This window comes from Sphingobacterium ginsenosidimutans (genome assembly GCF_039536865.1).
GTDB classification, from domain to species: Bacteria; Bacteroidota; Bacteroidia; order Sphingobacteriales; family Sphingobacteriaceae; genus Sphingobacterium; species Sphingobacterium detergens.
Genome location: NZ_BAAAZK010000010.1, coordinates 122,677 through 137,451, shown reverse-complemented (window position 1 = coordinate 137,451; position 14,775 = coordinate 122,677). Strand labels below are relative to the sequence as shown.

15 protein-coding genes are annotated in these 14,775 nt (G+C 40.5%); 8 read left to right on the top strand and 7 right to left on the bottom strand.

Translation table 11 applies throughout. The features are described from left to right. Positions 1 to 61: 61 nt before the first annotated feature. The 4 genes from ABFX33_RS25485 to ytxJ all read left to right on the top strand — a co-directional run bounded on the left by ABFX33_RS25485 (position 62) and on the right by ytxJ (position 2,528). Positions 62 to 733, top strand: coding sequence for a tetratricopeptide repeat protein (locus ABFX33_RS25485; RefSeq protein ID WP_120261859.1), 672 nt, complete (start codon positions 62 to 64; stop codon positions 731 to 733). A gap of 83 nt (positions 734 to 816) precedes the next feature. After that, a complete protein-coding gene (gene ribH, locus ABFX33_RS25480; protein WP_346089085.1) occupies positions 817 to 1,305 on the top strand; it encodes a 6,7-dimethyl-8-ribityllumazine synthase in 489 nt (162 codons plus the stop codon). 147 nt (positions 1,306 to 1,452) lie between these two features. Continuing rightward, on the top strand, positions 1,453 to 2,193 hold the full coding sequence (locus ABFX33_RS25475; protein WP_346089083.1) for a hypothetical protein: 741 nt from the start codon (positions 1,453 to 1,455) through the stop codon (positions 2,191 to 2,193). A 5-nt stretch (positions 2,194 to 2,198) separates the two neighbouring features. Continuing rightward, positions 2,199 to 2,528, top strand: coding sequence for a bacillithiol system redox-active protein YtxJ (gene ytxJ, locus ABFX33_RS25470; RefSeq protein WP_208642623.1), 330 nt, complete (start codon positions 2,199 to 2,201; stop codon positions 2,526 to 2,528). Here ytxJ and ABFX33_RS25465 read toward each other — a convergent pair whose 3' ends face one another. From ABFX33_RS25465 to ABFX33_RS25445, 5 genes are all read right to left on the bottom strand, one after another. Further along, positions 2,529 to 3,371 (bottom strand): cyanophycinase, encoded by an 843-nt coding sequence (locus ABFX33_RS25465; protein WP_346089080.1) that lies wholly within the window; start codon positions 3,369 to 3,371, stop codon positions 2,529 to 2,531. Between the two features lie 28 nt (positions 3,372 to 3,399). After that, entirely contained in the window at positions 3,400 to 4,455 is a 1,056-nt protein-coding gene (locus ABFX33_RS25460; RefSeq protein WP_346089078.1) for an isoaspartyl peptidase/L-asparaginase family protein, read from the bottom strand. A 4-nt stretch (positions 4,456 to 4,459) separates the two neighbouring features. Next, positions 4,460 to 5,890 carry a RagB/SusD family nutrient uptake outer membrane protein gene (locus tag ABFX33_RS25455; RefSeq protein WP_346089076.1) on the bottom strand — a complete coding sequence of 477 codons (1,431 nt, stop codon included), beginning with the start codon at positions 5,888 to 5,890 and terminating at the stop codon, positions 4,460 to 4,462. Positions 5,891 to 5,904: 14 nt separating this feature from the next. Then, positions 5,905 to 9,036 carry a SusC/RagA family TonB-linked outer membrane protein gene (locus ABFX33_RS25450; RefSeq protein WP_346089075.1) on the bottom strand — a complete coding sequence of 1,044 codons (3,132 nt, stop codon included), beginning with the start codon at positions 9,034 to 9,036 and terminating at the stop codon, positions 5,905 to 5,907. 101 nt (positions 9,037 to 9,137) lie between these two features. After that, the gene (locus ABFX33_RS25445) at positions 9,138 to 9,548 is read right to left on the bottom strand and encodes an RNA-binding S4 domain-containing protein (protein ID WP_120261865.1); all 411 of its coding nucleotides are present in this window, start codon (positions 9,546 to 9,548) and stop codon (positions 9,138 to 9,140) included. Positions 9,549 to 9,724: 176 nt separating this feature from the next. Here ABFX33_RS25445 and ABFX33_RS25440 point away from each other — a divergent pair, with 176 nt between their 5' ends. From ABFX33_RS25440 to folP, 4 genes are all read left to right on the top strand, one after another. Further along, positions 9,725 to 10,543, top strand: a complete 819-nt coding sequence (locus tag ABFX33_RS25440) for a 2,3,4,5-tetrahydropyridine-2,6-dicarboxylate N-succinyltransferase (protein WP_077438248.1) — start codon at positions 9,725 to 9,727, stop codon at positions 10,541 to 10,543. 29 nt (positions 10,544 to 10,572) lie between these two features. Next, positions 10,573 to 11,151, top strand: coding sequence for an L-threonylcarbamoyladenylate synthase (locus ABFX33_RS25435; RefSeq protein WP_223584319.1), 579 nt, complete (start codon positions 10,573 to 10,575; stop codon positions 11,149 to 11,151). 185 nt (positions 11,152 to 11,336) lie between these two features. Then, the gene (locus ABFX33_RS25430; protein WP_223584318.1) at positions 11,337 to 11,816 is read left to right on the top strand and encodes a DUF4920 domain-containing protein; all 480 of its coding nucleotides are present in this window, start codon (positions 11,337 to 11,339) and stop codon (positions 11,814 to 11,816) included. Then, on the top strand, positions 11,813 to 12,652 hold the full coding sequence (gene folP / locus ABFX33_RS25425; RefSeq protein ID WP_346089072.1) for a dihydropteroate synthase: 840 nt from the start codon (positions 11,813 to 11,815) through the stop codon (positions 12,650 to 12,652). Before ABFX33_RS25430 ends, folP begins: the two co-directional genes overlap by 4 nt. Before the next feature lie 48 nt (positions 12,653 to 12,700). Here the strand turns inward: folP and ABFX33_RS25420 are convergent, their stop codons facing one another. Together ABFX33_RS25420 and ABFX33_RS25415 are read right to left on the bottom strand one after the other, a co-directional pair. After that, positions 12,701 to 13,723 (bottom strand): cytochrome-c peroxidase, encoded by a 1,023-nt coding sequence (locus ABFX33_RS25420; RefSeq protein WP_346089071.1) that lies wholly within the window; start codon positions 13,721 to 13,723, stop codon positions 12,701 to 12,703. Positions 13,724 to 13,899: 176 nt separating this feature from the next. Continuing rightward, positions 13,900 to 14,766: an MbnP family protein gene (locus ABFX33_RS25415; RefSeq protein ID WP_346089070.1), complete on the bottom strand. Its 867-nt coding sequence runs from the start codon at positions 14,764 to 14,766 to the stop codon at positions 13,900 to 13,902. Positions 14,767 to 14,775 lie beyond the last annotated feature (9 nt).

Below are 14,775 nucleotides of genomic sequence, written 5' to 3'. Positions count from 1 at the left end.
TAAAACACTTGCAAATTTGCTCGAAAAGTGTATTTTTGCAACCATATTTTACTGATTAGTAATGTCTAAAAATACAAATAATACAAATCAAGGTTTGAAACCTTCAAAAGGATCTTTTTTTCAGGATAACCAAAAAAGCGTTGCGTTTATTTTAGGTGGTATCGTTGTATTGATTTTGCTGTACTTTGGATACGAAAAACTTTATTTGCAACCAAGAGCAGAGGAAGCATCGAATCGCATGTATAAAGCCGAGCAGCTTGTTACAATTGATTCTTTACAGAATAAAGCGATTTCAGGAGATGGCGCATTCCTTGGTTTCAAGCAAATTGCAGACGAATATTCAAACACAAAATCTGCAAATATTGCAAATGCATATTTAGGAGGTCTCTACTTACGTCAAGGTAAATTTGATGATGCTGTAAAAGCATTGGAAAAATATTCCCCTACAGGAAGTCAAATCTTAGACCCTCTAGTTATTGGTTTGACAGGGGATGCTTATTCAGAGTTAAAAGACTATAAAAAAGCGGCTGATTATTACAAACAAGCTTCTGAAAAATCGAGCAACTCATACACAACTCCATTATTCCTAAAAAAGTTAGGTCTTGTTTATGAGGCACAAAATGACTACAAAAGTGCTGAAACAGCTTACAAAAAAATCAAAACAGATTTTCCAGAAAGCCAAGAAGCTTCTACTATCGATGGTCTATTGGGTAGAGTACAAGCACATTTATAAGAAATCATAAATACACAAAAAAAGAGGCTATTTGATAGCCTCTTTTTTTGTGACCATCTAAAATCACTATCTTTGCATCTATTATGGCAAGTAGCATTAAAAATCTATCAGACTTTTCGCATATCCAAGTTGCGGATGCGAGTCCATTCAAATTTGCAATTGTAGTTGCACAGTGGAATGCAGAAATTACTGGTGCACTATTGAACGGTGCTATCTCAGGTTTGGAAAAACATGGTGCAAAAGAAGGCAATATCGAAGTTATCGAGGTTCCAGGAAGCTTCGAGCTGACCTCCGGAGCAGATCTGGCATTGAGAAATCAAAGCTTTGATGCTGTTATCTGTCTAGGCTGTGTAATCCAGGGAGAAACCCGCCATTTCGATTTTATTTGTCATGCGGTAGCCAATGGTGTTTCAAACGTAGGACTGAAGTATAACAAACCGGTTATTTTTGGAGTACTGACGACAGACAACCTTCAACAAGCTTTGGACCGCGCTGGTGGTAAACATGGCAATAAGGGTGAAGAAGCTGCTATTACAGCAATACAAATGGCTGCCATTGCTAAAAGATTCTAGTTTGGTATCAATTTTGTCTATTATTTAATCATGAAAAAGTATTCTGGGCCAAAACATAGAAACGCACAAGTACTTTAATTTTAAATAAATCGATTAATAAAGTATGATAATATCTTATTAATCGATTTTTATTTTTTAGATATGATTATGAAAACATTATCGAACATACTCTTCGTATTTATGCTATCATTTCTTTCTGTCGGGCATTTATCTGCTCAAGACGATAGCCTGAATAAGCAAATCTGGCGCAGTATTGGTGGCCAAGGTAAATGGGATTCCCTACAGTATCTCGCTTTTTCTGCAAAGGGTAATACCGTATCGGAAGAGTTGTCCAATGAAGAACGTAAGTTCCTCTTTAACCGTACAACAGGAGAATGTAGATTCGATGGATTTAGCGGATCTGATCAGGTAACCTATTTATTCAATTTTAAAGGAAGCAGCACAGATAAGCTTTTTATTGCGGGCAATGTATCTACGGACGGCCAAGAAATAAAGAAATCCATAAAAAATCAACTTTTTGCGGATCTAAATCTGCTCTTGTTACCCACGCTGATAGAACAAAGAAGTGTGCAGTTTAAAAATCAGGAGGAACGATTTATTGGTGGGCAAAAATTAACAGTTGCAAGTATTACCTCTTCAGGTCCGGTTCTCGGCTCTAAGCTAGACGGTTTAATCTATATCGATCAAAATACGGGTGAGATTACGCGTTATGAATACACTGATAAAACAGAAAAAATCAGTTATGAGGTAAGCAAATACAAAGAAATAGGTGATGGAATACGCCTACCTAGTTTATTTAGCGCTGCAAGCAACGACAAGAGAACCTGTGTATTCTCTTCGATCTCTTCATTTGTACAAGTCGAGCAAAAGAAATTTAAAGAATTATAGCTATTATGATTAATTGGATAGAATTAAATACAGAAGAACAATTACAGGAACTTTATCAATCCGATAAGGTGTCCGCCATATTCAAACACAGCACAACCTGTGGTATCAGTAACATGGCAAAACGCAGTTTGGAACGGATGTCAACTACTGTTGATCAGGACTATTCTATTTATCTGTTAGACCTGTTGCGTTATCGGGCACTTTCCAATGAAATTGCACAACGATGGAATATTGAACATCAATCGCCACAGATACTGATTGTCGAAGGCAAAAACAGCCTTTACGATGCTTCACATGGGGATATTCAATTTGACGAAATTGAAAAATACCTGTAATTACTTGATTTTAAATGTTTTACCTTCATCATAGGCACTCAGGGTAAGATTATCCCAAGTGATCATTCCATTGGATTTTTTCTTTAATCCACGTGGATTTCTGGCAACGATGACTTGGGATTCCCCAACCACTTTTACGGTATTCTGTCGAACGATGATAGCAGTTCCCTCATCAATCCCGATACAGGTCTTGTCAGGGAACTCCGCTAAGGCAGTAAAAAGTCGATTATATCGACTTCTCTTTACAAAATGCTGATCTATAATCGCAGATTTTATAAGCCCCAGACCTTTGGCTGTCTCTAAATTTTGATGTTCCAGTCTATTGAAGGTAGCTCGATAGACCGAATCTTTTAATTGATTACCTGTTATCATTGTCTCGCTCATAATAGCCGCACCAGCGCTTGTACCCGCAATACATGCACCTTGCTGATAAGCTGCATGAATCGCATCGAACAATGCTGTATGTGCTACGATCGACATAAAACGATTTTGATCTCCCCCTGTAATATAAATCAGTTTTGCATGGCGTACCGAATCAACAAGCTTCTGATCATCAGCATCCGATTTCGAAAAATTAATACTGGTGATCTTATTTTTTGTCACTTCCCTGAGTTGATTTACCATACCCTCTACAGACTCATCAGGGACGGTGGAAGCCATCGGTAAGATCATTATATAATCCTTTGGTGAAAGCTGCGCTGCTTCGACCAAAGCTTCCATCAGATGTTCATCTTTATGTCCGCCACCAATGACAAACAATGTTCCTTTAGGTGAAATGCGTGATTTCTGGCTGGTGAAAGAACACAAAACGATTACCGCGATAATACACAACAACTTTTTCATAACAGCTTCCCTTAGATTATACGTTTGATTACTTATAAATTTCTACTTTTATCTTACCTTCCTTTGTTACCGTGCCCCTATACATGCCTTCGGTATTGAACGGCATGGCGACATGACCTTCTTTATCCATAACAATCATTCCACCATCTCCGCCCATTTTGCCAATCCGATCAATGACAGCTTGACCGGCTTGCCATACATTATCATTTTTATATTCCATTAGGGCCGAAACAGAATATGCGGCTACATTACGAATATAAAACTCACCCCAACCGGTACAGGAAACTGCGCAAGTTGCATTATTAGCATAAGTCCCTGCACCAATAATTGGTGAATCACCAACACGACCAAATTTTTTGTTCGTCATCCCACCAGTCGAAGTACCCGCAGCTAAATTCCCCTGATTATCCAATGCGACACAACCCACTGTCCCAAATTTAGAATCCTTATTAAGAATCCCCAAACGGGAACTCTGTTTCTGATCATGATCCAGCTGTGTTTTGGTACTATCCTCTTTTTTAATTTTTTGCAGGGCATCCCAACGCATTTTCGTCCAAAAATAAGATGGATCAACGATTTGCAAACCAGCTTCTTTGGCAAACTCTTCTGCTCCTTTGCCCACCATCATCACATGTTCCGACTTCTCCATGACCGCACGCGCTGCGGAAATTGGGTTTCTAATGGTGGTGACTCCAGCAACTGCACCAGCAGCTAATGTCTTTCCATCCATGATAGAAGCATCCAACTCGTTTTTTCCCTCATTCGTAAAGACAGCTCCCTTGCCTGCATTAAACAAAGGAGAATCTTCCATTACATGAATCGCTTGTTCAACAGCATCTAAACTGGAATTCCCCTTCTTCAATTGATTGTAACCTTCATTCAAAGCTTGCTCCAAAACTGTTTTATACGCCTGCTCCATGGAGTCAGTCATATTTTTTTTCAAAATTGTCCCAGCTCCGCCATGAATTGCCAGAACAAATTGTTCTTTCGTCATTTCTTGTTTTTCCTTTCCGTCATTGTGATTACAAGAAGCTGCAACCGCAGCACTTCCAATAATCATGGCTATCATTGCATGTATCTTCATTTTATTATTTTGTATAACCTGGATTTTGCACCATATTTTTGTTGACAAATATTTCATCTGCGGGAATAGGAAAATTGTATTGCGCTTTTGTTGACTCCAACAATAGTGCTCCCGCAGTATTTATAGCATCTTGGGCTCCTCTACGTACAGGCATTTTCCTTCTTTTTAAATCAAAAAAACGATGACCCTCAAATGCCAATTCCTTATAACGCTCCGCTAAAATAGCATCAATTAATTCGTCTTTGGAGGATAAGACCTGATTTTGATAATCTTGGATTCGCGCTTTCCGCAACACGTTCAAATCATTATTTGCTTCATTGAGCTTATTTGTCTCCGCATTGGCCTCCGCGCGGATCAGGTACATCTCGCCTGTTCTAAATAATTTTACGTCCACGAGACCAGCTGTTGCATCAGCTTCTTTACGGCCCAAATATTTTCCAATCAGGTACTGTTGTTTCCCTTCTCCCCGATTGGGATCATCGAGAATATAGCTTCCAAAACGGATATCTTTATTCTTGTCAAATAGAGCAATCAATTTATTTGAAGGTGTGTAAAGTGCTATCTCGCCATCCTGCCTAAAAAACATCGCCCCGATAGGTCCTTCAGCTGGAGAATCATCTTCTTTAGGTAGATCTGCGGCTGTCCTACGCAATGAAAACACCACTTCATTGGAACTCTCGTCTGACCATATTTTCGGAAAAGAAGTCCGGTCAGCCAGTGGCTTTGCAGCAATGACTTTTGATGAAGCAGCAATTGCCAAGGTCCAATCTTTTGCATATAAAGCGGTTCTTGCCTGCAATGCATACAAGCCAGTCTTAGAAAAACGGTAAATAGCCTCTTCATCTCCAATTAAGCCCAAAGCCTCATTAATGTCCTTTTGGGCCAAGCTGATTACTTCGGCAACTGTTTTGCGTGGTGGATGTCCAATTTCAGACTTTAACATATAGGGAATTCCCAATGCTGTAGGCTCATAGCCCGCTGCATAAGCTCTCAAAAGCTCAATATGAGCAAAAGCACGGATGGCAAGCAATTCGCCTTGGTAATGCTTTTGCTTATCAGCATCCACTTTCTCCAATTTTTCCAGTCCTGCCAAAGCGCGATTCGCACGATCGATGACCACATAGTATTCACCAAAAGCGCTCGTCACCGATGAACTTGAGGCGGTATATTGCCAACGATAAGCACTAACATTTCCGACGGTGTTTTCCAGTGGATAAATTGCTTCATCCGAGACAACCACACTATTTCCAATGAGTGTATAGGTCATACCAGCGTAAGCACCCTTGATGGCCATATCGATATCATCCAGATTACGGTAAGCCTTTTCGGGATCAATCGTATCTGAAGGTTTTAGATCTAATTTATTACAGGAATAGAAAGTCGACAAACCCACAGTAAAGAGGCCGATTACTAATATATTTTTAAATGATTTCATTGCCGTAGTCCTTTTTAAAAATTAACACTGAATCCTGCTGTATATGTTCTCGGAGCTGGATAGTTAAAACGACTTATCCCTTCACTATTTTCGGGATCAAGCCCCCTCCAGGACGTCCAGGTTAATAAATTTTGCCCCTGAAAGAAAATTCGGGCCCCTTTAATTACCTTTTGATCCCCAAACAAGGTTTTTGGAAACTGATAAACTAAGTTGACATTCCGCAACCTGAGGAAAGAAGCATCCTGGATATCTTTGGATGTATATTCGCGCGGTATATCAATCCGTTGTAAAATGGCATTATCTCCCGGTTGCTTCCAACGGTCAGTAAGCATGCGTATACTTTGGTTACTCGTCATATAGCTCGAATTCTCATTATAAAAATCCTCGTTATTCCAACGGCGCACGTCACTAACAAATGCAAACAAAGCATCCAACGAGAGGTTTTTCCAGCGGACAGTGGTATTAAATCCGCCAACCCATTTTGGAAACATACTGCCAGATTTTGTAACGGCCTGTGAAGTTTCATCATATTCGGTTGTTATACTACCATCGCGGTTATAATACTGCGCATCGCCAGTCTGGGGATTAACCCCCGCCCACTCTGGCGCATAATAGGTTCCATAAGGCAATCCAACTCGCATAATCCGTGTATCTCCATCTAAAACCTCTGTCAATGCATCAGAAAGATATAATATAGTATTTTTATTATAGGAAGCATTGACCCCTAAAGTCAGCCCCCAATCTTCCCTCTTTATGACATCACCGGACAAGCTCATCTCCACTCCCCTATTACGCATCTTGCCCGTGCTCAATGGTAGTTTACGATCCAAGAATCCCGATGTCAGGGAAATCGGCTGATCAAAAAACATATTCTTGGTTATTTTATTATAATAATCCATGGCAACACGAAGCCGCTTTGATGGAAAAAGCTCCAGATCAAATCCTGCATTGAACTCATCCACATATTCCCAGTCATAATTCGGATTTCCGGGATCATAAGGACGAATGGCTGTTTCACCACCATAGGTAATATCCTTTCTAAAAGTTGCTAAGTAATTGAAATCACCATTGATTGTACTGGCCGTGGTACCGTAACTAGCCCGTAGGGATAGGCCTTGTATGAATTCATTGGACTTCAAGAATTCCTCTTCCTTGACATTCCAATTGGCACCGAAGGAATAGAAACCATGCCAACGATTCGCCTCCGCTACACGGGAAGAGCCATCATAACGATAACTTGCCGTCAACGAGTAACGATTGTCATAAGTATACCTTCCCAGGGCCATATACGAAGCCAATGCATATTTGGTCCGTCCACCCAAAATGGCTGGTAAATAGGTCGGACTTACAGTTACACCATTCGGATTTTCCGGTAGACGGCTATCAATACCGTAACCTTTGTACCCAAAGGCGCGGTTACGTCGATATAAATATTCAAAATAAGCCGAGAGCTCCAAATTATGCTTTTCGTCAAAAGTATTTTGATAGGTTAATCCTGTGGTACTGATCACATTGGTAGACCGGAGATTGTCTTCTGCGAATAATCCCTTTCCCCCAAGTGTCGGATCTCGATCCCGTGATCCATAATAAGAATCGGGATTGATATAATCTTGGCCGGTAGTCGTATTATAGTCTATCCCCAATCGCGTGTGGACTTTTAAGGTCGGTAGCAATTGATAATTTAGATTGAGGCCAACATTGGTATTAAACAACTCAGAAGAGCTACTTGAGTTGAGCAGACGTTCCAATCCGGCACTCCCTTCACGCTGATCCAAAATAAAGTAATCGTCTTCATTGCCAAAGTGAATGAGCGTTCCGTCCGGTGCATACGGATATTCATAAGGTAGTGCATAATAAACCGATGCCATAGACGATCCGACACGTGAAGCTCCTACACCTTCGGTAAATTTCGAATTTGTATACCCAAGGGTCACATTTACACCTCCTGAAAGCTTCCCTTTATCAAAATCTACATTATTTTTCAAAGTATACCGATCAAGACCAGATCGAATGGCAACACCTTCTTGTTTATAGTATCCCGCACTGCTATAGAACCGCACATGCTCCCCGCCTCCACTTATATTCACCTGCTGATCCATAAACTTTCCGTTACGAAAGAAGTAATCACGCCAGTCAACATTAATCCCTCTCAAACTATCCAAAATTTGAGCTGCTCGCGCTTTATAAGCTGAAGTTCCGCCCGCTACGTCAGGATTTTTAGGTGAATACGTCCATCCGGGACCTATGCCTTCATTGTTATCTGGATCGACAAAGGGCCCCAATTCTTCTTCAAATTGCAAACGTTGCTGTGTATTCATCATCTGGAATTTTGGCCGTGTCAGTTTGGAAAGACCATATTGAGAGTTAAAATTCACAGCTAGCTGGCCAGATTTACCTTTTTTTGTCGTGATAACAATAACACCGTTTGAACCTCTGGATCCGTATAAAGATTTTCCTGTTGCATCGCGCAATACATTGACAGATTCAAAATCATTCGCGCTGAAATTCTTCAGTTCCGATGTGGCAATAGGAATTCCATCGATTACATACAGAGGATCCGAAATACCATTTATAGAACCGATCCCCCGGATAACAACAGAAGCAGTGGCACCCGGTTGTCCTGAACTAGCCATTACACTCATCCCCGGAACACGTCCCTGTAGCATTTGGTCAACAGAAGCCATAGGTACCTGTTCCAGATCTTTTGCTTTTACTGTGGTCGAAACATTGGCGGACTGTTTTTTGGAATAATTCGTATATCCTGTCACCGTCACATCCTCCAACACCGTGCTCTTATTTGCCAATACAATCGTTAGCGGCCCAGAACTACTGACAGTATTGTGCTGTCGATCATAGCCCACGGAGGAGAACTCCAATTCATCCCCCGGTTTTGCAGCTATACTGAAACTGCCATCTGGGGCAGACTGTGCCGTTGTTCCTGCCGTTGAATTTCTGACGGTAACGCCTCCTATACCCTGGCCCTTCTCATCAATGACTTTTCCTCGAATAGTTTGTTGAAATACTACAAATGAATTTCCATGATTGGCAAATGAGATGGATTTGCTTCCGGTCTTGGCAATAGTTGGTGCTAGGTTTAGGGTGAGCGCTAGTGTCATCAGCGCTTGTGCGTGCATGCTACCTCTCATAATTATCTACATTTTTGGTCAGTGTTAAAGTGTATCAACATGGATAACTTTAGCTAACCTAAAATGCAAATAATTATCGAAGAAATGAAATGTTTTTTGCGTTATTCATCTTCTTTATCCCACCAGTCTGAAGCTTGCAAATCGTCTATTTCACGACGATCTTTCTTCGTTGGTCTTCCCGTTCCGCGGTCCCGCTTAAGCACAGGTGCCTGAAATACCGATTTGTAGCCTACAGTCTCTTCTACAGGGGTTTGATCTTCATAAAACTGAACAGCAGTTTTTGCATCCACCCGCCGCTCGAGAAGACCGATCACTTTAACAACTTTCTTTTCTATTCCTTTTTGGATATGATAGACATCGCCGATCTTAACTTCGTAAGAAGGTTTAATATTTTGACCATTCAGCTTGACCCGTCCCGCCTTACAGGCTTCGGTTGCCAAAGTTCTTGTTTTAAACAATCTTATCGACCATAAATATTTATCAATTCTCAATTTTTCTGATGCTGCAGCCATAGTGCAAAAATAGTTATATTAGCAAATTATCGTGGTATTCCCACCGAAAATTAACATATTTCCCCTATGCCTATTTTCTTAATGGCAGGGGAGAGAACGATAAAGTTGCTTTTAAATGCAACTTTATCTAAGTTTGTACATCAAAATAAACAAATTCAAATCAGCAAACAAATAATATGGTAGAGCCACTTAAAAAATTGATTGAGGAAGCTTGGGAAGATAGACAATTATTGGAGTATAAAGAATATACAGAAGCGATTCGTACCGTGATCATGAAGCTAGACAGCGGTGAAATTCGTGTAGCGGAATTGATCGGCACGAGATGGCATGTAAATGACTGGATCAAGAAAGCTGTGATCTTGTATTTCCCGATCAACGATATGCGCGAAATGACAGCAGGTCCTTTTGTATTCCATGACAAAATGAAGCTAAAAACAGATTACAAACACACGGGTGTTCGTGTGGTTCCTGGCGCTTCTGCTCGTTTAGGTGCTTATTTAGCGAAGGGGGTAATCATGATGCCTTCTTATGTTAATATCGGTGCTTATGTAGACGAAGGTACCATGGTAGATACATGGGCAACAGTCGGTTCCTGTGCTCAAATCGGTAAACACGTTCACTTAAGTGGTGGTGTTGGTATCGGTGGCGTACTTGAGCCAGTTCAAGCTGCTCCGGTTATCATTGAAGACAATGTATTTATTGGATCAAGAGCGATCGTTGTTGAAGGAATTCGCGTAGAAAAAGAAGCTGTATTAGGTGCTAATGTCGTATTGACTGCATCGACTAAAATTATTGATGTTACTGGACCTGAACCTGTAGAATATAAAGGTTATGTTCCTGCCCGTTCGGTTGTCATCCCTGGATCTTATACTAAAAAATTCGCCGCTGGCGAGTATCAAGTTCCTTGTGCATTGATCATTGGTCAACGTAAAGAATCTACTGATAAGAAAACTTCATTAAATGATGCTCTGCGTGAGCACAATGTAGCTGTCTAAATTCAAGGTCAGAACTAAAAAAATAAAAAATGAGTGCATTTGTGGATCGTGAGGATTTAAACAAAGCGTTGGAAACGCTAAAAGCAGGTGGATTAATTCTATACCCAACAGATACAATCTGGGGGATAGGCTGTGATGCCACTAATCCTGATGCCGTAGAGAAAATCTTTCAATTGAAAGGAAGAGATAAGTCCAAAAGTCTGATCGTCCTTTTACATAACGACAACCAATTGGCAAGTTATGTCAACGAAATCCCAGATGTTGCTTATCAACTTATTGAATATACGGACAAGCCATTGACAATTGTCTATTCGAATGCCAAAAATCTTGCTCCTAATGCCATTGCAGAGGACGGTTCGATTGGCATTCGAATTGTCAAACATCCTTTTTGTGAACAGCTTCTACAACGTTTCCGTAAACCTATTATCTCTACTTCAGCAAATATCAGTGGTGAACCAACAGCGAAGGATTTTGACGAAATAGCTGAAGAGATCAAAGCAGGTGTAGACTATATTGTCGAATACGACAGGCATGTGAAGACTGATGGTAAATCGTCTACCATTATGAAGCTGGACCCAAGTGGTAAATTTGAATTCATTCGAAAGTAATATCAATCCATCATGATGTATTCAAACTCATAGTAGATTGAATAAATGGTGTTAGTTATCTTGCATGCAGCTTTCATATAGTCACGATGAAAACCGAGCCCGTGCGCTCGGAGACTAAGCGGATAGCTTCATCACAATTGAAACCGTCGAAGGCAGCGTGATTGATGAACAAATAATTTATACAGATGAAAAAGATCATTTTATTTTTTGCATTGGCAATTGCTGTAAGTACGCAATTATACGCTCAGAAAAAGGAGATTCCTTCAGCGAAACCGGGTGTAAAATATGGAAAGGAAATTCAGGCTAATAAAGCGATTTCTGTTGCTAAACTGGAAAAAGAACTAAGTAGCAAGAATACTTTCAACGGTAAAATTGAAGGCAAAGTCGTTGAAGTCTGCAAAAAGAAAGGCTGTTTCATGACCTTACAACGGGACGGAGAGGAACCTATCATGGTACGCTTTAAAGATTATGGATTCTTTATGCCCGCAGATATCATCGGTAAGACAGTTGTTGTCGAAGGTGTAGCCAAGCGGAAAGAAACTTCAGTCGCTTCATTGCAACATGCCGCAAAAGATCTCGGTAAATCTCAAGCCGAAATAAATCAGATTACTCAGCCAAAAAACGATATTAATATTGTTGCTGATGGGGTTCTTGTCGTAAGATGAAAAAATTTCAAACAGCAACTGCCCCATCCATCCATGTAGGTGGAAAGCTAATGACATTTGAAAAACCTGTTATTATGGGTATTCTCAATGTTACACCAGATTCCTTTTTTGATGGTGGAGATAATACAACGGTAGAGAAAGCGCTGGAAAAAGCAAGTAGTCTCTTAACGGCAGGCGCTCAAATCCTCGATATTGGGGCCTATTCTTCACGTCCCGGCGCGCCATTAATCTCTTCTCAGGAAGAAATGGACAGAGCGCTTCCCCCTATCCTGGCAATCAGAAACGCCTTTCCAGAAGCGATCTTATCCATAGACACCTTCCGGGCGGATGTCGCTGCAGAAGCCATTGACGCGGGTGTACATATTGTCAATGACGTATCAGGAGGCACGCTTGATGAGGAGATGTTTGCAACAGTAGCCAAATATCAGGTGCCTTATATCCTCATGCATATGCGTGGAACTCCAGAAACCATGCAAGGACAAACCGAATATACCGACATCGTTACTGATGTTGCTACCTTTTTGGGACAAGGTATAGCTCGTTTAAGAGATCTGGGTGTAAAGGATATAATCCTCGATCCCGGGTTTGGCTTTGCCAAAACAATCGATCAAAATTACGAGCTGCTTTATCGGGTCGATGAATTACACTATCTTGGTCTACCAATTTTAGGTGGCATATCACGTAAATCCATGATCTACAAAAAATTGGGTACTACGGCCCAAGAAGCACTCAATGGTACAACGGCATTAAATACCCTACTTTTGGAAAGAGGTGTACAGATACTCCGTGTCCATGATGTCGCAGAAGCGAAACAGCTTGTTGATCTCTTCTATTAGAGCAGTGCACACACTATCTGTATAAACATCGCTCGGAGTATGTTGTATTTACTTCCCAATAAATGTTGGATCACTTAATGTTTCTATAAAAGCGATAATATCCTGCTTTTCCTGTTCTGATAATGGAATTCGATTACCATTTTCTTTAAGAATAGGATCGAGATTTTCCGCTGCTAACACCCCTTTATCGAAATAATCCAAGACAGCTCTTAAAGTTGGAAATTGACCAAAACTCCCATAAGGAGCGGTATACATAGCATTTCTTAACGACGGAACACGAAATGCCATCTGATCCTCAATACGCCCAGTGACCCGGCCACGGCCGACTTCCTCTGGATTTGGATTCAATGGAAACCCGACATTCCTAAAGCTTTGATCAGTAAATAGGGCTGTACTATGACAACTTGCACATTTACTTTTGAAAGTAGTATACCCTCTCTCCTCTTCCACTGTAAATCGCTCCCCTTCATTTCTTTTTACACGATCATATTTGCTATTGGCAGAGATCAATGTATACTCGTATTGTGCAATACTGCGATAAATTCGATCAGCCGTTATGCTTGCATCGCCAAATGCTTTTTGAAATAATTTTTTATAATCGGTATCAACAGCAATTTTACCGATCACCTCAAGAATAGAAGAGTTCATTTCTTCATGTGTTATAATCGGAACGAGAGGTTGTTTTTCCAATTGCAGGATATTTCCATCCCAATTATAAAACTTCATAAATGCCATATTCTGAATTGCCGGGGTATTACGAAGTCCCACCCGTTCATAAATTCCGACAGCCTGTTGCTTTCCATCTGAAAAAGCTAGACTGGGATTGTGACAACTCGCACAGGAAATCGTATTATTTCCGCTGAACCTCTTTTCATGGAATAATTTCTCGCCCAATTCAACACCATATTTTGTAGGTCTATTTTGTGCTACGGAGCCATTTAGCGCTGGAAATTCAGCTGGTATCTCCAGAAAAATTTCAGGGTTATCCTCCTTGATTGATTCGTTTACATCCCTTTTACTGCAGGATAGCATAATCAACAAAACACTTAAAACGCAGATTACTGTTTTCATTAGAATAAATGATTTGCAAATAAGAATCGGGGTGTTATACCGCCATAGTTCCCTATTAACCAACAAAGGGTCTGTTAGACATTATGTTAAGACAGGGCCATCATTGGAACAGCACAGACACTCCAATCTGTATATGCCTAAGTTCCTGATGGCCCTGCTATCAATTTATGTTTCCTTTAATTATTTTCGACACGCTCCACAGAAAACATGCCGCTTTTATCCTCTTTATCATCCCCCCCAATATTGTTTACAAACACTTCCATGGCTGCCATGCTGCTATGTAGGCTCGGTGTTGTTGCATTTTTCGAGGTTATGATTACTTTTGTTTTTCCACTTAAGAGTTTATCAAAATCAGCTTTGATCGTGATTTTAGGTGCATTGTTTCCCACAACAGCAGTCGTCGTTAGATCCAACGTGATATCGCGATAAGCATCCACGCCCTGCGTATATGTTTCAGGTTTACCTCCTTCTCCATTCAGCGTACTTCCGGTGTGGACCTGAAATGCATTATTTTCACCACCATAAAACCCTTCGATCTTCGTAAATCGATACCCTGTTGCCCATTGCCACATCATGTCGGTATCATTAGCTCCCGCTGCAGCATAAAATACCGGAAATCTGACCTGATCCAATGTATTGATTTCTTGCTTTACCCCTAATCCAAATTTGAGCTGACGATACTCCCCTACAGGTATATTAGTCAATACATAATCCAAACTCGCTTGCTTGCTTTGGTTAACCACAGTAGCCCCCTTATCCAGGTCATTTACATTGTAAGGAATTTCGGTTCCATCTGTTTTAACAAGTCGAATATTACTGACAACGTACTTAAGTTCTGAGAGGTGGTGTACCTGATCCTTTTCTGATGTATTAACGGTAGCATCAGTAGATGCAGCTCCTCCAAGGACAATGGTGTTATTTTTAAATGTATTGTTAAAATGTAAGCTGATATTATTTGCCACGGGGTTGTTATCGTTTTTGCTACAGGAAATCATTATTAATGAAGCAGCAGATAAAATTAGATAGTTCGTTAATTTTTTCATTGTATGTAT